We start from the raw sequence: 19788 nt of genomic DNA, 5'->3' as shown, positions 1-19788 counted from the left end.
CCGCACTTACGCGTTTTTCAGCACTTCGCTGACAATCTCTACCGCTTCTTTCTCAATCTGCTGACGGTGCTCAGCGCCGAGGAAACTTTCGCAATAGATTTTGTACGCATCTTCCGTACCGGATGGACGCGCGGCGAACCAGCCGTTTTCGGTCATCACTTTCAGGCCGCCGATGGATGCGCCGTTACCCGGCGCCGCCGTCAGACGCGCGGTGATCGGGTCACCTGCCAGGGTACTGGCACTGACCATCTCCGGAGAGAGTTTTGACAGAGCTGCTTTTTGCGCAGACGTGGCGCTAGCCTGAATACGGTTATAGCTTGGCGCACCAAAACGTTCCGCCAGCTCGTTGTAATGTTCCTGCGGGTTCTTACCGGTGACCGCGGTGATTTCCGCCGCCAGCAGGCACATGATGATGCCGTCTTTATCGGTTGACCATGGGGTGCCGTCGAAGCGCAGGAAGGATGCCCCCGCGCTCTCTTCACCGCCAAAGCCGAAGCTGCCGTCGTGCAGACCATCAACAAACCACTTAAAGCCCACCGGCACTTCCACCAGCTTGCGACCCAGCGCGTCGACCACACGGTCAATCATAGCGGAAGAGACCAGCGTTTTACCCACCGCGACCTCTTTGCCCCACTGCGGACGGTGCTGGAAGAGATAATTGATTGCAACAGCCAGGTAGTGGTTCGGGTTCATCAGCCCTGCCGGGGTGACGATACCGTGGCGGTCGTAGTCCGGGTCGTTGGCAAACGCCAGATCGAACTTGTCGCGCAGCGCCAGCAGGCCAGCCATTGCGCATTCGGAGGAGCAGTCCATACGGATCGCGCCGTCTTTGTCCAGGTGCATAAAGCGGAAGGTCTGATCGACGTGATCGTTCACGATGGTCAGATCCAGCTTGTAGTGCTCGGCAATGCGTTTCCAGTATTCAATACCGGAGCCGCCCAGTGGATCCACGCCCAGCTTCAGACCGGCTTTCTGGATAGCGGCCATATCGACGATATCCGCCAGCCCTTCCACGAACGGCTGCACCAGATCCTGCTCTTTCACGTGGCCGGAGGCCATGGCTTCATCCAGCGAGATGCGTTTCACACCGTTCAGACCGTTAGCCAGTAACGCGTTGGCACGATCTTCCACCACTTTCGTGACGTTGGTATCCGCCGGGCCACCGTTAGGTGGGTTGTACTTGATGCCGCCATCTTCCGGTGGGTTGTGGGACGGGGTGATCACAATGCCGTCAGCCTGCGCGCCACCTTTTTTGTTGTGTACCAGAATAGCGTTAGAAACCGCTGGCGTTGGCGTAAAACCGTTGTTCTCCTGAACAATCACGTCTACGCCGTTCGCCGCCAGCACTTCCAGCACGGAGATAAAAGCAGGTTCAGACAGGGCGTGGGTATCTTTCCCTACATAGCACGGACCGGTGACGCCATTTTTGGCGCGCTCTTCCGCGATGGCCTGAGCAATGGCCAGAATGTGCGGTTCGTTAAAGCTGTGGCGCGCCGCACTACCGCGGTGGCCAGATGTACCAAACTTCACTGCGTGTTCTGCGTTGCCCACCACCGGCTTCAGCACGTAGTACTGCGCGGTCAGTTGAGCGACGTTAATCAAATCGCGTTGTTGTGCAGGTTGTCCTGCACGGCTGTGATTTGCCATTGCCTGGTCCTTCTGATGCAAGGGTTAAATTGTACCGCAAACCTTTTCGATCAATTCCGCCGGGAACTGCATGGACTGCATGATATGTTCGATCATGCTGCACTTACGGCCCGTATTGGTGTTGGTGATCACCCAGTATGGTGTACCGGGAACGTGTTTGGGTTTGGTTTGGTTGCCATTTTGCAGCAGGGTCTGCTCGTCGCCTGCGAAGTAAACGCGCGTGCGACCGTGCAGCGACTCTGTCGCTTCTGCAAATGCGTTGTTATCCAGTGAGTAAAGTGTAGACAGCACCAGCATAAAGCGGTTAACCGCCTTTTTCTGCTCGGCATATTCATCGGACAGCAGCAGCTCGCGCATCGCTCGCACTTTGTCTTTTGCCGGCATGACGGCAGGTTTTACTTGTGCAACAACGCTCGGCTGAGACACGACATCTTTAGTGACAGGAGTGGGCTGTGAGGCGGCGGAAATTTTGAGCATGCGCCGTAAAATGTCGGACGCGCTCTCCCCAATATGCCGCGTCTGGCTGGCAATATACTGATAGAGTTCGTCATCAACTTCGATTGTTTTCATCTTAATCCAGTGCGATATCTTATCTGAATACAAGTCGTTGAGATTATAAGGTCAAATCCCAACAGCGGATAGCGTCAAACCAGGTTGGCGGCAAAAGTCAGATTAAACTGGATCCTTGCCCCCGGGCGGCAGAATGGTCAACATGATACCCTAACCTGACAAACCTAAAAAAAGAACTTTGCCATGAAATTGAATACCCGAGCGCAAACTGCACAATCGCCGAACAATAATTCTCCCATCGTACTGGTTCACGGCCTGTTTGGTAGCCTGGATAATCTGGGTGTGCTTGCGCGCGATTTAGTGGCCGATCACGCGATCCTCCAGGTTGATATGCGCAATCACGGTCTTTCTGGGCGCTCGGAGGAGATGACCTACGCAGCCATGGCGCAGGATCTGCGGGACACCCTCGATGCGAATAATATCCAGAAAGCGACGCTTATCGGGCATTCAATGGGCGGCAAAGCGGTGATGGCGCTCACTGCGCTGGCCCCTGAGCGAATTTCCGGGCTGGTGGTCATCGACGTTGCGCCCGTCAATTACGACGTTCGCCGTCACGATGAGATTTTTGCCGCCATCAATGCGGTCACCGAAGCGGGTGTCGCAACCCGCCAGCAGGCGGCTGCCGTTATGCGTGAGCATCTTGATGAGGAAGGCGTGGTCCAGTTCCTGCTGAAATCGTTTGTTGACGGACAATGGCGCTTTAACGTCCCGGTATTGTGGGATCAGTATTCGCATATTGTGGGCTGGGAAACCGTCCCCGCCTGGCCGCACCCTACCCTTTTTATTCGCGGCGGCAACTCCCCTTACGTCACTGATGCATACCGTGACACGCTGCTGGCGCAATTCCCGCAGGCTCGCGCTCACGTTATTGCGGGTGCCGGGCACTGGGTACACGCGGAAAAACCGGATGCCGTCCTGCGCGCCATTCGCCGCTATCTTACTGATACAGCGAATTGATTAAAAAGCCAGCGACCGGAAGACGACGGGCTTCCAGTCGTTGGCGTGTGGATTTGGGTGATGTATGATGGCGCGCTTATCGCCCGGGCATTAGCAGGGCGGCGTGTTTCCCCCGAAGTCTCAGAATCATGGCCAAAGAACAAACGGACCGTACGACACTAGATCTGTTCGCGAATGAGCGTCGACCGGGACGACCGAAAACGAATCCGCTTTCGCGCGATGAACAGCTGCGTATCAATAAACGCAACCAGCTTAAACGCGATAAAAATCGTGGGCTTAAGCGTGTCGAACTGAAGCTGAATGCCGATGCCGTCGATGCGCTTAACGAGTTAGCTGACGCGCGCAACATCAGCCGCAGCGAACTGATCGAAGAGATGCTGATCGCCCAGCTTGAGACGTTACGCGGCAAGGCGTGAGTCAGAAAATCCCCAATATTACCTTTTTCATGTAGCACAGAGTGCAGTCCTGCGTGATAGCTGTTTCCGCAGGGTTGCCTGTTCTGCTATTATTGCCCTTATCCGTGGACAATTTGCGCCACCATACCATTAAGTTTCAAGAGGTTATTTTACTCATGGCAATCATCGGCATTTTCTTTGGCAGTGATACCGGCAATACTGAAAATATCGCAAAAAACATTCAAAAACAGCTCGGTAAAGACGTTGCTGATGTGCATGACATCGCCAAGAGCAGCAAAGAAGATCTCGAGGGCTATGACATCCTGCTGCTGGGCATCCCGACCTGGTACTACGGTGAAGCACAGTGTGACTGGGACGATTTCTTCCCGACGCTGGAAGAAGTAGACTTCAACGGCAAGCTGGTTGCCCTGTTTGGCTGTGGCGATCAGGAAGACTATGCTGAGTATTTCTGTGATGCGCTGGGCACTATTCGCGACATCATTGAGCCACGCGGTGCGGCGATCGTCGGTCACTGGCCAACGGCGGGTTACCATTTCGAAGCGTCCAAAGGTCTGGCAGATGACGATCACTTCGTTGGCCTGGCCATTGATGAAGACCGTCAGCCAGAGCTGACCGCTGAGCGTGTAGAAAAATGGGTTAAGCAGGTTCGTGAAGAGCTGAACCTGGACGATATCCTTAACGCCTGATATCCCTGCGGCGCAACTCCGGTTGCGCCCGTTTTCCAGGTAAAACCGATTAAATTAATTGCTACAAACTTTTAACTTTTTCGCCCAGACCTGTACAATATCCCCCTGGTAAAAAGTGGGTGCCATCGAACAAGTTTGTTGGTGATACCACGTTTTTATAAGCATACTTTGCTTGAGACTTGCAGTTTTCATTTAGCCATGGCAGTTCTATAATGAGACGCATTATCCCAAGTGCATTTTCTGTCACTTCTTCTTTTGAAGTGAATCGTTTAGCAACAGGACAGATTCCGCATGACTGACAACAATACCGCATTAAAGAAAGCTGGCCTGAAAGTAACGCTTCCTCGGTTAAAAATCCTTGAAGTGCTTCAGGGGCCAGACAATCACCATGTCAGTGCGGAAGACCTTTATAAGCGTCTTATCGATATGGGTGAAGAGATTGGGCTGGCAACCGTCTATCGTGTGCTGAACCAGTTTGATGACGCGGGCATTGTTACTCGTCATAATTTCGAAGGCGGTAAATCCGTGTTCGAGCTGACTCAGCAGCATCACCACGATCACCTGATCTGCCTCGACTGTGGCAAGGTCATTGAATTTAGCGATGATTCCATTGAATCACGCCAGCGTGAAATCGCCGCCCGTCATGGCATCCGCCTGACCAACCACAGCCTGTACCTGTACGGTCACTGCGCTGAAGGCGATTGCCGCGAAGACGACCACGCGCACGACGCGAAATAATATCGTGTTCATACTCTGAGCCAGCCGTAAGGTTGGCTTTTTTTTGCCTGAAAAAAGTCCGGTGGCGCTGCGCTTACCGGGCCTACGGGCTGTGACACCGTTGTAGGCCCGGTAAGCGCAGCGCCACCGGGCATAAAGCAACTTATTTATTGTTATTGCGAATCTCGTCCCAGATCTTATCGCAACGCTTCGCCACTTCCTGATCGTTACCGCTTTTCCGCGCCTGGATACAGGCCTGGTAATCCATCACGCGAACATTTTCCTGCGTCGCAAACTGCTCATGCGCTTTCTCTTTTTTCAGCACATTCAGCACGCTCTGGCAGGCTTCAATCTTCTCTGGCGATCCTTGTGCTGTATTGATGCAGGCGCTATACGCCTCCTTCAGACGGGAGTCTTCTTTCTGCGCCTGATCCTGCGCACACGCCACCAGCCCCGATGCCAGCAGCGCAACGATTACCATTTTTTTCATCATATGCAGTCTCCATGCAGGCGGGATTTCGCCCGCCTGCGTATTCATCAGAAGATTGTGAATGGCGCAATGACCATGAATTTCACGTCACGTTCATCCTGGAAGATGTTGCCGTAACCGCCCGCGTAGCTCGGGATATCGGAGTGGTTGTCATACTGGGTGAAGTGCAGTTTGAACATCGTGCCTTTCGCACGGCCCTCCTGAAGGGTGTAAATCGCATCCAGACTGTATGAAGACTCTTTCAGACGGTAATTCGGATCGTAGTAGGCGTCTGGCGTAGCCATATCTGCTGGCTTCGCGTCCCAGGCGTACGCGTAGGACGCACCCACTGCCCAGCCAGGCAGGTTCCAGTTCTTCAGGTCATACATTGCGCCGAAGAAGACCGCCTTTTCGCCGTCGGCGTTGAAGTCAGAGCGGTTATCCCACCAGATATCCAGACGACCATTGGAAGAGGCGTAGGTTGGCGTCATACGTTGCAGGAAGTAGCCCTGCTGCCCTTCTGCCTTGACCCATGTTCCCTCCAGACGTAAATCAACCTGACCTACCTTGTAGCCGAAGGTCAACGCCTGTAACCACGCGGTGCCGTCATAGATATCATTTACGCTGCCATCACTGACTTTGTCGCGCGTACCGTAGAACTGATAGCTGGTGCTCAGCGGGCTACCCGCGATATCAAATTTGTAGCTGGCTTTAGCAAAGTACTGATCGATATAGCCTTCAGCCTGACCAAAAGCAGCTTCCAGCACCAGATCGTTTTTGAAGTCGTACTTCGCCCCCAGCGAGTGGAGATAATCAACTTTGGTTTTTTTATCATTCTGATAGAACTTGTCCATCTCAATGTGCCACGGCGCTTTGTACTCGTTGGTCCACATATAGGAGAAGCTCAACGCCCCCGCATCGCCGTAGTCAAAATTAGCACCGGCTTCCGCACCCTGATAGGTACCTGGCATAAAGCTCCAGTGCGGTGCTAACAGCGTCTGGCCGGTTGGCTGGATATAACCTCCACGCGCCCAGACCGGACCATATTTGAATTTTGCAGCCGCTTTATACAGGCTGATTCCGCTTTTATCGCCGGACCAGTCTTCGTCGTAGGCTTTATTGCTGGAGGAGAACGCAATTTCGTTCGGATGGCCGCTGTCGCCATTTTCGGCCATTTCAATTGCGGTGAACGCTGCAATATCGATCCCGAACATATCGGCGGCATATCCCGACTGGAAATCAAGGTTAGCGTTCCAGGTCGAGTGAGAAAGGTTGGTTTTGTATTTATCTTCAGTGACGTCTTTACGGTCACGCTCACGCTGCCAGTAATAAATACCGCCCGTGAGGGTGGAATCTTCGATGAAACCTGCTGCTTTTGCCTCTGGCGCAACCACCAGGCCCGACATTGCTGTCACACCGGCGATAGCCAGCGCCAGCGCACTACGTTTGCCACTGAACGTACGCATAGATTATTCCTCTTTGACGAATTAAAACGCCTTAAACGGCGAAAAACAGAAAAGACCAAGTGGTCAGGGGTAGTCAGAAATACCCTCGAATTAACTACCGTCTTTAGGTTATTTTTCGCGACGCGAATTATCAATGCTTTTAATCAGGCAAAAGTCAGGATTATGACGAAGAGCACATATTTCGTAGTGCTTTGTAACATTTACCGGGAAGCAAGTACTGGCGGGGGAATACGCTAATTTTCAGTAAGTAACATTGATATTGTGAATATATTTTTCAGCGTTTCTGTTTTTGGAAAACAACAAACTTTTTTAAATAAAATAAGTAGCACCACATTGACCTGGAATGTTGGCTTTAATTCATCATCCCGATGCTTAACGACATGATCGTTAAATAAAAAAACGCCGCATTATGCGGCGTTTGTTTCTCATTGACCATGCCAGCGTGATTATTCGCCGATCTTAGTCCAGGTATCACGCAGACCGACGGTACGGTTAAATACCGGTTTTTCCGCCGTGCTGTAACGGCTGTCCAGGCAGAAGTAACCCTCACGTTCAAACTGGAACGCTTTACCGGCTTCAGCGGCTTTCAGAGACGGCTCGGCATACCCCTGCTTGATAATCAGCGACTCAGGGTTGATAACCGCCAGGAAGTCCTCCGCAGCGCCTGGGTTAGGTACGCTGAACAGACGATCGTAGAGACGGATCTCAACCGGCAGCGCATGCTGCGCGCTCACCCAGTGGATCACACCTTTCACTTTACGGCCATCCGCCGGATCTTTACTCAGCGTCTCTGCGTCGTACGTACAGAAGATGGTCGTGATGTTACCTTCCGCATCTTTCTCTACGCGCTCGGCTTTGATCACATAGGCGTTACGCAGACGCACTTCTTTGCCCAGCACCAGACGCTTGTACTGCTTGTTCGCTTCTTCGCGGAAGTCGGCGCGATCGATCCAGATTTCACCGCTGAACGGCACGTCGCGGGTGCCCATTTCCGGTTTGTTCGGATGGTTAGGCATCGAGACCAGTTCGCTTCCACCCTGCGGATAGTTTTCGATGACCAGTTTCACTGGATCGATCACTGCCATCGCGCGCGGCGCGTTTTCGTTCAGGTCTTCGCGAATGCAGGATTCCAGAGACGCCATTTCGATGGTGTTGTCCTGCTTGGTAACGCCAATACGTTTGCAGAACTCACGAATGGACGCCGAGGTGTAGCCACGACGACGCAGGCCAGAGATGGTCGGCATACGCGGGTCGTCCCAGCCTTCAACGTGCTTGTCGGTGACCAGCAGGTTCAGCTTACGCTTGGACATCACGGTGTATTCCAGGTTCAGACGAGAGAACTCGTACTGACGCGGATGAACAGGAATGGTGATGTTATCCAGCACCCAGTCGTACAGACGACGGTTGTCCTGGAATTCCAGCGTGCACAGAGAGTGCGTAATGCCTTCCAGCGCATCGCTGATGCAGTGGGTGAAGTCGTACATCGGGTAGATGCACCACTTGTTACCGGTCTGGTGGTGTTCAGCGAACTTAATGCGGTACAGCACCGGATCGCGCATCACGATGAAAGGAGACGCCATATCGATTTTGGCACGCAGACACGCTTTACCTTCTTCGAAGCCACCGGCACGCATTTTTTCAAACAGCGCCAGGTTCTCTTCCACGCTACGATCGCGGAACGGGCTGTTTTTACCAGGCTGAGTCAGCGTACCGCGGTATTCACGGATTTCGTCAGCAGACAATTCGTCGACGTATGCCAGACCTTTGTTAATCAGTTCAACCGCATAGGCATACAGCTGATCGAAATAGTCTGAGGAGTAGCAGATATCGCCAGACCAGTTGAAGCCCAGCCATTGCACGTCGTTTTTAATCGACTCAACGTATTCGATGTCTTCTTTTACTGGGTTGGTGTCATCGAAACGCAGGTTGCACTGCCCCTGGTAATCTTGCGCAATACCAAAGTTCAGGCAGATCGATTTGGCGTGACCAATGTGCAGGTAGCCATTTGGCTCCGGCGGGAAACGCGTGTGGACTGTGGTGTGCTTACCACTGGCCAGATCTTCATCGATGATCTGACGAATAAAGTTACTCGGGCGGGCTTCTGCCTCACTCATCGTGGATTCCTCAAAGCGTAAACAACGTATAACGGCATATGATCTTATAAGCCGGACGTAGTGACAACCCTTAAAACGTCCCGGAAGAAAATAATGGGGGCAATTGCTGCAAAAAAAAGCGGCGGAGGATATCCCCCGCCGCTAAAGGCATAACTCTACTCAGGAGCGATTACTTGCCTTTAATCTCATACAGTGGCGTCTGGCCTGCAACCACCTGACCCTGCGCCTGGATCACCAGACCGCTGAAGTCGTCGATGTTGCTGCACACGACCGGGCTTATCATGGAGCGCGCGTTGGCATTCAGGAAGTCCAGATCCATTTCCAGAATCGGCTGACCTGCCGCCACTTCAGCACCCTCTTCCACCAGACGAGTAAAGCCCTGACCGTTCAGCGCAACGGTATCGATACCCATATGGACAACGATCTCCGCGCCTTTTTCCGTTTCCAGGCAGAACGCGTGGTTGGTGTTGAAGATTTTCACGATAGTACCGGCAGCCGGAGAGACCACGGTTTTGTCCGTTGGTTTCACCGCCACGCCGTCACCGACCGCTTTGCTGGCGAACGCTTCGTCAGGCACCTGCTCAAGCGCAACAACGTCACCTGTCACCGGAGAAACCAGCGCAGCGATGGTCACCGCGTTTGGCACAGCCTGCGGTTTTGCAACCGGCGCGTCAGCCACTGCCGCGTTATCCGTTGAGGCGGCAGCGACCGGCCCACGGGCAACCACTTTTTTCATTTCATCGCCGATAGATTCGGCTTTCGCACCCACGATAACCTGGATGGTTTGTTTGTTCAGTTTCACCACACCAGACGCACCCAGGCGTTTGCACATTGCATCGCTCACGCGCGCGGAGTCACCTACGGTCAGACGCAGACGGGTAATACAGGCATCGATCGCTTTCAGGTTGTCGGTGCCACCCACAGCGGCAATGTAGTTGGTTGCCAGCTGGGTTAAACCCTCTTCGGTATTGCTGTTGGCTTCACTGGTCACAACATCATCTTTCGTATCTTCGCGGCCCGGCGTCTTCAGGTTAAACATACGAATAACCGCGCTGAACAGAACGAAGTAGATAACGAAGAAGATCAGGCCCATCACCATCAGGATCCAGACGTTGCTGCTTGCCGCCGGCAGGTTGTACATCAACACATAGTCGATGGCGCCTGCGGAGAAGGAGAAGCCAGCATGGATACCCAGAAGGGTGGCGACGAACAGGCTGATACCGGTCAGGATCGCGTGCATCAGATACAGCAGCGGAGCCAGGAACATGAACAGGAATTCCAGTGGCTCGGTCACGCCGGTCAGGAAGGCGGTGATCGCAACGGACAGCAGCATCCCGCCAACCATTGGGCGACGCGCTTTCGGCGCAGCCAGGTACATTGCCAGCGCCGCGCCAGGCAGACCAAACATCATGATTGGGAAGAAGCCAGACATGAACATGCCCGCGGTGCCGTCGCCTGCGTAGAAGCGGTTGATATCACCGTGGAATACCGCGCCGGCCGCGTTGGTGAACTCACCAATCTGGAACCAGGCGATGGTGTTCAGTACCTGATGCAGACCGGTTGGGATCAGCAGACGGTTAATGAAACCGAAGATGCCCGCGCCCATTGCGCCCGCAGACACGATCCACTCGCCACCCGCATGGATAGCATGCTGCACCGGTGGCCAAACGTAGCCAAAGATGGCGGCGAGGATCAGACAGAAAAAGCCCGTCGCAATCGGCACAAAACGTTTACCGCCGAAGAAGCTCAGGAAGTCAGGAAGTTTGATACCTGCCCAACGGTTGTACACGGCGCCACCCACCAGGCCGGTAATGATACCTGCCAGCACACCCATATTGATTTCAGGGTTGATGGTTACCATCGCTTTCGTGAGGATGAAGTAACCGACAGCCCCTGCCAGTGCCGCGGCACCAGCGCTGTCTTTTGACCAGCTTGACGCCACACCGATGGCGAAAATCAGCGCCAGGTTGTCAAAAATTGCGCCGCCTGCCTGGGCGATAAACGGCACGTTAAGAAGATCGGGTTGCCCGAATCGCAGCAGCAACGCTGCAACCGGTAGCACGGCGATAGGGAGCTGCAAAGCCCTACCGAGGCGCTGGAAAAAACCTAAAATATTCATCCTATTCCCCCTACGAGACCCTTTGTTAAGACTCGCGCATAAACTATGTTTTTATTGTGTCACGAACGATAGATACAGTTGATGATTCACTGGCAGTGTGAGTGTGTGAAAAATTAATTCGTATCGCAAATTAAACACCTATTTTTTGTGATTATTGTCACCAAATATCGTATTAAACCCTCCCTTTCACTGGCTAACGACGAAAACTTATTTTATCATTCAAAAAATCAAGACGGATTGATCCGGCCTGAAAGGTTCCAGGTTACGCTTAGTTCAGGTTGCACTAATCATCCGCCCACTTTTACTTAAACTTTAGAGGTGAATAATGAGACTGATTCCCCTGGCAACAGCTGAACAAGTCGGAAAATGGGCTGCTCGTCATATCGTTAACCGCATCAACGCGTTCAAACCAACAGCCGATCGTCCTTTCGTTCTCGGTCTTCCAACCGGTGGCACGCCCCTGACCGCGTATAAAGCTCTGGTTGAAATGCACAAAGCGGGCCAGGTTAGCTTTAAACACGTTGTGACCTTCAACATGGACGAATATGTCGGCCTGCCGAAGGAACATCCGGAAAGTTACCACAGCTTTATGCACCGTAATTTCTTCGATCACGTTGATATTCCGGCTGAAAACATTAACCTGCTGAATGGAAACGCGCCTGATATTGACGCAGAATGCCGTCAGTATGAAGAAAAAATCCGTTCCTACGGTAAAATCCACCTGTTTATGGGCGGCGTAGGCAACGATGGTCATATCGCGTTCAACGAACCGGCATCTTCACTGGCTTCCCGTACCCGTATTAAAACGCTGACCCATGATACGCGCGTGGCTAACTCCCGCTTCTTTGACGGCGACGTCAATCAGGTGCCTAAATACGCGCTGACCGTAGGCGTGGGCACGCTGCTGGATGCCGAAGAAGTGATGATTCTGGTGCTGGGCGCGGTGAAAGCGCAAGCGCTTCAGGCTGCCGTTGAAGGCAACGTGAACCATATGTGGACGATCAGCTGCTTACAGCTGCATCCAAAAGCGGTTGTCGTGTGTGACGAACCGTCCACCATGGAGCTGAAAGTGAAAACGCTGAAATACTTCAACGAGCTGGAAGCTGAGAACATCAAAGGTCTGTAATTGAATAACCGCCTCTTTTATCCGAGGCGGTCGCTTTTTTTAACCGGGGGTCGATATGTACGCTTTAACCCACGGTCGGATTTATACCGGCCATGAAATTCTGGATGACCATGCGATTGTAATCGCCAATGGCCTGATTGAACGTGTTTGCCCGCTGGCGGAACTGCCGCCGGAGATCGAACAGCGTTCCCTCAATGGAGCAGTAATCTCCCCCGGTTTCATCGACGTACAGCTTAACGGCTGCGGCGGTGTCCAGTTTAACGATACCGCAGAGGCGGTATCGGTTGAAACGCTGGAAATCATGCAAAAAGCCAACGAGAAATCGGGCTGCACCAGCTATCTGCCAACGCTGATCACCAGCAGCGATGACCTGATGAAACAGGGTATCCGCGTCATGCGCGAATACCTGGCAAAACATCCGAATCAGGCGCTGGGCCTGCACCTGGAAGGACCATGGCTGAATATGGTCAAGAAAGGCACCCATAACCCAAACTACGTGCGCAAACCGGATGCCGAGCTGGTGGATTACATGTGCGCCAATGCCGATGTGATCACCAAAGTAACGCTGGCCCCGGAAATGACCGGCACGGACGTTATCAGCAAACTGGCCGCCGCCGGGATTGTGGTGTCTGCGGGCCATTCGAACGCGACGCTGAAAGAGGCGAAGGCCGGTTTCCGCGCAGGCATTACGTTTGCCACACACCTTTATAACGCGATGCCCTATATTACTGGCCGCGAACCGGGACTGGTTGGCGCCATTCTGGATGAACCAGACGTCTACTGCGGCATTATCGCCGACGGCTTGCATGTCGATTACACCAACATCCGCAACGCCAAACGCCTGAAAGGCGACAAGCTCTGCCTTGTGACGGATGCTACCGCTCCGGCAGGGGCGAATATTGACCAGTTCATTTTTGCTGGTAAAACAATATACTACCGGAATGGACTGTGTGTGGATGAGAACGGCACGCTGAGCGGTTCTTCTCTGACGATGATCGAAGGGGTACGTAACCTCGTTGAACATTGCGGCATCGCGCTTGAGGAAGTGCTGCGCATGGCCACGCTTTATCCGGCGCGCGCCATTGGCGTCGATAAACAGCTCGGCGGTATTGCGCCAGGTATGGTTGCAAACCTGACGGCGTTCACACACGATTATAAAATTATTAAGACCATCGTTAATGGTAACGAGGTCGTCACTGAGTAAGTAAAAGTATGACACCAGGCGGACAAGCTCAAATCGGTAATGTCGATCTCGTTAAACAACTTAACAGCGCGGCGGTTTATCGCCTGATTGACCAGCACGGGCCAATCTCACGCATTCAGATAGCCGAACAAAGCCAGCTTGCTCCCGCCAGCGTGACAAAAATTACACGTCAGCTCATTGAGCGCGGCCTGATCAAAGAAGTCGATCAGCAGGCCTCCACCGGGGGCCGCCGCGCGATTTCCATCGTCACGGAAACCCGCAATTTTCAGGCCATTGGCGTTCGCTTAGGACGTCATGACACCACGCTTACGCTCTACGATCTGAGCAGCAAGGCCATTGCCGAAGAACACTACCCCCTTCCTGAGCGCACGCAGGAGACGCTTGAACACGCGTTGCTGAATACCATTGCGCATTTCATCGAAAGCTGTCAGCGCAAGATCCGTGAACTCATCGCCATCTCGGTGATTTTGCCCGGCCTGGTTGACCCGGAAAGCGGCGTTATTCGCTACATGCCGCATATTAAGGTAGAGAACTGGGGGCTGGTTGAGGCGCTGGAAAAGCGCTTCAAGCTGACCTGCTTTGTTGGTCACGATATTCGCTCGCTGGCGCTGGCGGAGCACTACTTTGGTGCGAGCCAGGACTGCGAAGACTCTATTCTGGTGCGCGTTCACCGTGGTACAGGTGCGGGCATCATCTCGAATGGCCGCATTTTTATTGGCCGTAACGGTAACGTAGGCGAGATTGGTCATATCCAGGTGGAACCGCTTGGCGAGCGCTGCCACTGCGGTAACTTTGGCTGTCTTGAAACCGTTGCCGCCAATGCCGCCATTGAACATCGCGTTCGCCATCTGCTGGAGCAGGGTTACCAGAGCCGCGTCACGCTGGAAGATTGTAAGATCGGCGCCATCTGCAAAGCGGCAAACAAAGGCGATGCGCTGGCCTGCGAAGTGATCGAACAGGTAGGACGCCACCTGGGTAAGACCATCGCCATTGCCATCAACCTGTTTAATCCGCAGAAAGTGGTGATTGCCGGCGAGATCGTTGAAGCCGAAAAAGTGTTACTGCCCGCCATTGAAGGCTGCATCAATACCCAGGCGCTGAAGGCATTTCGCCAGAATTTGCCGGTGGTGCGATCTACGCTCGATCACCGCTCGGCAATTGGCGCATTCGCCCTGGTAAAACGTGCCATGCTCAACGGGATCCTGCTGCAACATTTGCTGGAATCCTGATCGGACCTTATAGTAACGCCTTCTTTTTTTGATGTCGGATTGTCCATGACCATTAAGAATGTAATTTGTGATATCGACGGCGTGCTGATGCACGACAACGTTGCCGTGCCGGGTGCTGCGGAGTTTCTTCACCGCATCATCGACAAAGGAATGCCACTGGTTCTTCTCACGAACTACCCTTCACAGACTGGTCAGGATCTGGCAAACCGCTTTGCTACCGCAGGCGTCAACGTCCCGGACAGCGTGTTCTATACCTCTGCGATGGCGACCGCGGATTTCCTGAAGCGTCAGGAAGGCAAAAAAGCCTATGTCGTTGGTGAAGGTGCGCTGATCCACGAGCTGTATAAAGCGGGCTTCACCATCACCGACGTGAACCCGGACTTTGTCATCGTGGGCGAAACGCGCTCCTTTAACTGGGAGATGATGCATAAGGCAGCCTACTTTGTCGCCAACGGTGCGCGTTTTATCGCCACCAACCCGGACACGCACGGTCGTGGTTTTTATCCCGCCTGCGGTGCGCTGTGCGCCGGTATCGAAAAAATCTCGGGTCGTAAGCCGTTTGTTGTCGGTAAACCGAGCCCGTGGATCATCCGCGCCGCACTGAATACGATGCAGGCACACTCAGAAGAAACCGTCATCGTGGGCGACAACCTGCGTACCGATATTCTGGCTGGCTTCCAGGCGGGGCTTGAAACCATCCTGGTGCTTTCTGGCGTTTCACAGCTTGATGACATTGATACGATGCCGTTTCGGCCAAGCTGGATTTACCCCTCTGTCGACGAAATCGACGTTATTTGATTCAGAACCACGCCTCAGGGCGTGGTTTTTCATTTCTGCTGTCTGAAAACATCACTTCATCTCTGCTGTCTGAAAACATCACTTCATCTAACGAAATCAGCCCTTCATTGAGAAATCATCAATAATATCGCTTAACACATACTCTTTTTTTAAGATTCGGCAATTGCCATTGCACTTTTTACGTTTTCATCGGTAAAACGCTTGCGCCCCCTCCCCCTTTTGCGGCATTTTCATAAGCAAGCAACATCACAACGCAACAGGGTTAACGGAGAAGGTTATGTGTTCTATTTTTGGCGTACTGGATATTAAAACTGACGCGGGCGAACTGCGTAAAAAAGCACTCGAATTGTCCCGCCTGATGCGCCATCGCGGTCCGGACTGGTCAGGCGTATACGCCAGCGATAAAGCGATTCTGGCTCATGAACGTCTCTCCATTGTTGATGTTAACGCTGGCGCACAGCCGCTGTATAACGAGAAAAAAACGCACGCGCTGGCTGTTAACGGTGAAATTTACAACCATCAGGCGCTGCGCGCCGAGTACGGCGATCGCTACGCGTTTCAGACCGGCTCAGACTGCGAAGTGATCCTGGCGCTGTATCAGGAGAAAGGCCCGGAGTTCCTCGACGATCTGCAAGGTATGTTCGCCTTCGCGCTGTACGACAGCGAAAAAGACGCTTACCTGATTGGCCGCGACCATATTGGAATTATCCCGCTGTACATGGGACACGATGAGCACGGCAACTTCTACGTTGCCTCAGAGATGAAAGCCCTGGTGCCGGTGTGCCGCACCATCAAAGAGTTCCCGGCAGGTAGCTACCTGTGGAGTAAAGACGGCGAGATCCGCCCGTACTACCAGCGCGACTGGTTTGATTATGAGGCGGTGAAAGACAACGTGACGGACAAAGCCGAACTGCGTCAGGCCCTGGAAGAGTCAGTGAAAAGCCACCTGATGTCAGACGTACCTTACGGCGTACTGCTCTCCGGCGGTCTGGACTCCTCCGTGATCTCCGCGATCACCAAGAAATTCGCCGCACGTCGCGTGGAAGATCAGGAGCGCTCTGAAGCCTGGTGGCCGCAGCTGCACTCCTTTGCCGTGGGTCTGGAAGGGGCACCTGACCTGAAAGCCGCCCAGGAAGTGGCAAATCATCTCGGCACGGTGCACCATGAAATTCACTTCACCGTACAGGAAGGTCTGGATGCGATCCGCGATGTGATCTATCACATTGAAACCTATGATGTGACCACCATTCGCGCCTCCACGCCGATGTATTTGATGTCGCGGAAGATCAAAGCGATGGGCATCAAGATGGTGCTCTCCGGCGAGGGTTCTGACGAAGTGTTTGGCGGTTACCTCTATTTCCACAAAGCGCCAAACGCCAAAGAGCTGCATGAAGAAACGGTGCGTAAGCTACAGGCGCTGCACATGTTTGACTGCGCGCGCGCCAACAAAGCGATGTCCGCCTGGGGTGTGGAAGCCCGCGTGCCGTTCCTCGATAAGAAATTCCTTGATGTGGCGATGCGCATCAACCCGCAGGACAAAATGTGCGGCAACGGCAAAATGGAGAAACATATCCTGCGTGAATGTTTTGAATCCTACCTGCCGGCGAGCGTGGCGTGGCGTCAGAAAGAGCAGTTCTCGGATGGCGTGGGTTACAGCTGGATCGACACCCTGAAAGAGGTGGCGGCGAAACAGGTTTCTGATCAACAACTGGAAACTGCGAGCTTCCGTTTCCCGTACAACACGCCAGCCTCGAAAGAAGCGTATTTGTACCGTGAGATCTTTGAGGAGCTGTTCCCGGTTCCAAGCGCAGCAGAGTGCGTACCGGGTGGCCCATCGGTCGCCTGCTCTTCTGCTAAAGCCATTGAATGGGATGAATCATTCAAAGCGATGAACGATCCGTCAGGACGCGCGGTGGGCGTTCACCAGTCTGCCTATAAATAATGTTCAGAGTATCATCAGGCCCTCCGGGGCCTGATTTTTTTGCCTCTCTTTTCTCCGCATAAAATCGATTAATAACCAATAATTGTCGAATATTCGGCCTCGCTGTTCGCAACCTAACCAAACAGTCACATTCCGGCTATTTTCATTGAAAAAGGTGTTGACGCTGCAAGGGTCTATACGCATAATGCGCCCCGCAACGCCGATAAGGTAACGCGAAAAAAAGATGGCTACGTAGCTCAGTTGGTTAGAGCACATCACTCATAATGATGGGGTCACAGGTTCGAATCCCGTCGTAGCCACCATCTTTTTTGCGGGAGTGGCGAAATTGGTAGACGCACCAGATTTAGGTTCTGGCGCCGCAAGGTGTGCGAGTTCAAGTCTCGCCTCCCGCACCATTCCCAGGTAAGCGTTGCACGGATGGGGTATCGCCAAGCGGTAAGGCACCGGTTTTTGATACCGGCATTCCCTGGTTCGAATCCAGGTACCCCAGCCATATTTCTTCGATTATGCGGTTCTCCGCGGTATTGGGGTATCGCCAAGCGGTAAGGCACCGGTTTTTGATACCGGCATTCCCTGGTTCGAATCCAGGTACCCCAGCCATCGAAGATTGCAGTACTGGCTACGTAGCTCAGTTGGTTAGAGCACATCACTCATAATGATGGGGTCACAGGTTCGAATCCCGTCGTAGCCACCATATTTATGTTATCGAATACGATTCGGTAAACTGAACATTGTTGGGGTATCGCCAAGCGGTAAGGCACCGGATTCTGATTCCGGCATTCCGAGGTTCGAATCCTCGTACCCCAGCCACTTTAAAGTCGTTAAGCAGTTTGTTTAACGCAATTGGGGTGTCGCCAAGCGGTAAGGCTCTGGTTTCTGATACCAGCATTCCGGGGTTCGAATCCCTGCACCCCAGCCACTTAAAACAAACAAGCCCGCTCTGCGGGCTTTTTTGTTTTTGTTGTTCAGAATAGTGCGGCCTGATGCCCTCACCCTAACCCTCTCCCACGGGGAGAGGGAATAAAGATCAGAGTCCGAGGGCGTATTTCAGGGCCTGACGCTTCAGCCCACCGGCACGCTCCGCCGCCATCAATCCAATATTGCGCACTATACGCACCGGACCAACATCGTTGCTGAACCCGGCATAGAACAGATCCATCCCCGACTGCATAATGAAGTTATCCGCCATACGGCGCGTCTGGTAGCGCTTCAGTACCTGATGGCTGGCCCAGGCTTCCGCGTGGGCGCGAGCGTTACCCAGCACATCCAGTAACGCATCGACGTCACGGTATCCCAGATTCACCCCCTGCCCCGCCAGCGGATGAATGGTGTGCGCCGCGTCCCCCACCAGCACCAGTCCTTCACGGGCATACTGCAACGCATGGCGTCGCATCAGCGGGAATGCGCCGGCGGCAACCGGGGTCACGTTGCCCAGACGGCTCGGGAAGTGCTGGCGAATTTCGCGCTGCAACTGATCCATGGACAGACCCTGCAACTGTCGAATGCGCGCCGGTTTGTCGTACCACACCAGCGAAGCCCAGTTATCAAACAGCGGTAAGAATGCATGCGGGCCGTTCGGCGTAAAATGCTGCCACGTGCTCTCGCCCGGCGCGTTTTCTGACTGCACGGTGATCAACATGCAGGACTGCTGGTACTGCCAGGCATGGATCCCAATGCCTGCCATCTGCCTGACCTGCGAGTTCGCGCCATCCGCCCCCACCACCAGCTTCACGGCCAGCTCATCGTCGTTATCCAGCGTCAGGAGATACCCGCCCTCATGACGATGCAGGCCTTTCAGCGAGTCCGGAACGCGCAGCGTCACCTTAGGGTGCGCCTCCAGCGCCTGCCAGAGCGCCTGCTGGAGCACGTTGTTTTCCACCATATAGCCCAGGCGCGGCAGTTTCAGCTCGGCGGCATCAAACGACACGTGAGCATTTTCCCACTCCCAGGTTTCAAGACGGCTGTAAGGGTGCGCGCGCATCGCCAGCACCGCCTCCCAGACGCCCAGCCCGCGAAGCAGATCAACAGAGGCCGCGCTAATGGCGGAAATACGCACGTCCGGTTGGCTGGCAGGATCGAATGCTGGCGGAGCCGCCTGTTCAATAACGGTTACGTCAAATCCCTGCTGCGCCAGCCCCAGCGCCAGTGCGCCGCCGACCATACCGCCGCCAACAACGGCAACTTCGGTGTTCAGGAGTGTCATGGTCACTATTCCTTATTGGAGAATACCTTAAGTTTACCGGATTTTTGCGGCCCTGAGGTTGACAACCTTCATACTGGTCACAACCGCACCAAAGCATTACAATACGCGGCTTGCAATCCTGAGCT

Annotated in this window: 16 protein-coding genes, 7 tRNA genes and 1 pseudogene; 17 read left to right on the top strand and 7 right to left on the bottom strand. The window is 53.7% G+C overall.

What is annotated here, in order from left to right:
* Window positions 1–6: 6 nt before the first annotated feature.
* Window positions 7–1647 carry a phosphoglucomutase (alpha-D-glucose-1,6-bisphosphate-dependent) gene (gene pgm / locus L379_RS16035; protein ID WP_017384980.1) on the bottom strand — a complete coding sequence of 547 codons (1641 nt, stop codon included), beginning with the start codon at window positions 1645–1647 and terminating at the stop codon, window positions 7–9.
* Window positions 1648–1671: 24 nt separating this feature from the next.
* A complete protein-coding gene (gene seqA / locus L379_RS16040) occupies window positions 1672–2217 on the bottom strand; it encodes a replication initiation negative regulator SeqA (protein ID WP_003858650.1) in 546 nt (181 codons plus the stop codon).
* Between the two features lie 183 nt (window positions 2218–2400).
* Here seqA and ybfF point away from each other — a divergent pair, with 183 nt between their 5' ends.
* The 4 genes from ybfF (at window position 2401) to fur (ending at window position 5014) form a co-directional block, all read left to right on the top strand.
* On the top strand, window positions 2401–3174 hold the full coding sequence (gene ybfF, locus L379_RS16045; RefSeq protein WP_015571124.1) for an esterase: 774 nt from the start codon (window positions 2401–2403) through the stop codon (window positions 3172–3174).
* A 128-nt stretch (window positions 3175–3302) separates the two neighbouring features.
* Window positions 3303–3590, top strand: coding sequence for a LexA regulated protein (ybfE, locus tag L379_RS16050; protein ID WP_003858652.1), 288 nt, complete (start codon window positions 3303–3305; stop codon window positions 3588–3590).
* 155 nt (window positions 3591–3745) lie between these two features.
* Entirely contained in the window at window positions 3746–4276 is a 531-nt protein-coding gene (gene fldA, locus L379_RS16055; RefSeq protein ID WP_003858653.1) for a flavodoxin FldA, read from the top strand.
* Between the two features lie 291 nt (window positions 4277–4567).
* Complete coding sequence (fur, locus tag L379_RS16060) at window positions 4568–5014, top strand: ferric iron uptake transcriptional regulator (protein WP_010428651.1); 447 nt, start codon at window positions 4568–4570, stop codon at window positions 5012–5014.
* Window positions 5015–5156: 142 nt separating this feature from the next.
* On the opposite strand, the gene chiQ is transcribed toward fur, so the two are convergent.
* The gene (gene chiQ, locus L379_RS16065; protein WP_032102682.1) at window positions 5157–5483 is read right to left on the bottom strand and encodes a ChiQ/YbfN family lipoprotein; all 327 of its coding nucleotides are present in this window, start codon (window positions 5481–5483) and stop codon (window positions 5157–5159) included.
* A 47-nt stretch (window positions 5484–5530) separates the two neighbouring features.
* Window positions 5531–6928, bottom strand: a complete 1398-nt coding sequence (gene chiP / locus L379_RS16070; RefSeq protein ID WP_017694280.1) for a chitoporin ChiP — start codon at window positions 6926–6928, stop codon at window positions 5531–5533.
* Window positions 6929–7054: 126 nt separating this feature from the next.
* Here chiP and L379_RS26420 point away from each other — a divergent pair.
* A pseudogene (locus L379_RS26420) lies at window positions 7055–7123 on the top strand (hypothetical protein); the annotation flags it as partial.
* Window positions 7124–7374: 251 nt separating this feature from the next.
* On the opposite strand, the gene glnS reads toward L379_RS26420, so the two are convergent.
* Together glnS and nagE are read right to left on the bottom strand one after the other, a co-directional pair.
* Window positions 7375–9042 (bottom strand): glutamine--tRNA ligase, encoded by a 1668-nt coding sequence (gene glnS, locus L379_RS16075; protein ID WP_015571127.1) that lies wholly within the window; start codon window positions 9040–9042, stop codon window positions 7375–7377.
* Between the two features lie 169 nt (window positions 9043–9211).
* Window positions 9212–11161: a PTS N-acetyl glucosamine transporter subunit IIABC gene (nagE, locus tag L379_RS16080; protein WP_032652976.1), complete on the bottom strand. Its 1950-nt coding sequence runs from the start codon at window positions 11159–11161 to the stop codon at window positions 9212–9214.
* A gap of 325 nt (window positions 11162–11486) precedes the next feature.
* Between nagE and nagB the strand changes: the two genes are divergently transcribed.
* The 12 genes from nagB to L379_RS16140 all read left to right on the top strand — a co-directional run bounded on the left by nagB (window position 11487) and on the right by L379_RS16140 (window position 18379).
* The gene (gene nagB, locus L379_RS16085) at window positions 11487–12287 is read left to right on the top strand and encodes a glucosamine-6-phosphate deaminase (RefSeq protein ID WP_003858663.1); all 801 of its coding nucleotides are present in this window, start codon (window positions 11487–11489) and stop codon (window positions 12285–12287) included.
* A gap of 55 nt (window positions 12288–12342) precedes the next feature.
* A complete protein-coding gene (nagA, locus tag L379_RS16090; RefSeq protein ID WP_023296119.1) occupies window positions 12343–13491 on the top strand; it encodes an N-acetylglucosamine-6-phosphate deacetylase in 1149 nt (382 codons plus the stop codon).
* An 8-nt stretch (window positions 13492–13499) separates the two neighbouring features.
* Window positions 13500–14720, top strand: a complete 1221-nt coding sequence (locus tag L379_RS16095) for a DNA-binding transcriptional regulator NagC (RefSeq protein ID WP_032652974.1) — start codon at window positions 13500–13502, stop codon at window positions 14718–14720.
* A 45-nt stretch (window positions 14721–14765) separates the two neighbouring features.
* Window positions 14766–15518 (top strand): ribonucleotide monophosphatase NagD, encoded by a 753-nt coding sequence (gene nagD / locus L379_RS16100; protein ID WP_003858667.1) that lies wholly within the window; start codon window positions 14766–14768, stop codon window positions 15516–15518.
* 277 nt (window positions 15519–15795) lie between these two features.
* Window positions 15796–17460 carry an asparagine synthase B gene (gene asnB, locus L379_RS16105; RefSeq protein WP_015571128.1) on the top strand — a complete coding sequence of 555 codons (1665 nt, stop codon included), beginning with the start codon at window positions 15796–15798 and terminating at the stop codon, window positions 17458–17460.
* 225 nt (window positions 17461–17685) lie between these two features.
* Window positions 17686–17762, top strand: a tRNA-Met gene (locus tag L379_RS16110).
* Between the two features lie 8 nt (window positions 17763–17770).
* A tRNA-Leu gene (locus L379_RS16115) sits at window positions 17771–17855 on the top strand.
* A 23-nt stretch (window positions 17856–17878) separates the two neighbouring features.
* Window positions 17879–17953, top strand: a tRNA-Gln gene (locus L379_RS16120).
* 32 nt (window positions 17954–17985) lie between these two features.
* Window positions 17986–18060: transfer RNA gene (locus L379_RS16125), tRNA-Gln, on the top strand.
* 17 nt (window positions 18061–18077) lie between these two features.
* A tRNA-Met gene (locus L379_RS16130) sits at window positions 18078–18154 on the top strand.
* A 41-nt stretch (window positions 18155–18195) separates the two neighbouring features.
* Window positions 18196–18270 (top strand) — tRNA-Gln (locus L379_RS16135).
* Window positions 18271–18304: 34 nt separating this feature from the next.
* Window positions 18305–18379: transfer RNA gene (locus L379_RS16140), tRNA-Gln, on the top strand.
* Between the two features lie 108 nt (window positions 18380–18487).
* On the opposite strand, the gene ubiF is transcribed toward L379_RS16140, so the two are convergent.
* Window positions 18488–19663 (bottom strand): 3-demethoxyubiquinol 3-hydroxylase, encoded by a 1176-nt coding sequence (gene ubiF, locus L379_RS16145; protein ID WP_003858670.1) that lies wholly within the window; start codon window positions 19661–19663, stop codon window positions 18488–18490.
* Window positions 19664–19788 lie beyond the last annotated feature (125 nt).

The sequence above is a fragment of the Enterobacter sp. MGH 33 genome (assembly GCF_000534535.1).
Lineage (GTDB): Bacteria > Pseudomonadota > Gammaproteobacteria > Enterobacterales > Enterobacteriaceae > Enterobacter > Enterobacter hormaechei_C.
The sequence above is the reverse complement of the archived record's forward strand: the minus strand, read 5'-3'. Positions and strand labels throughout refer to the sequence as shown.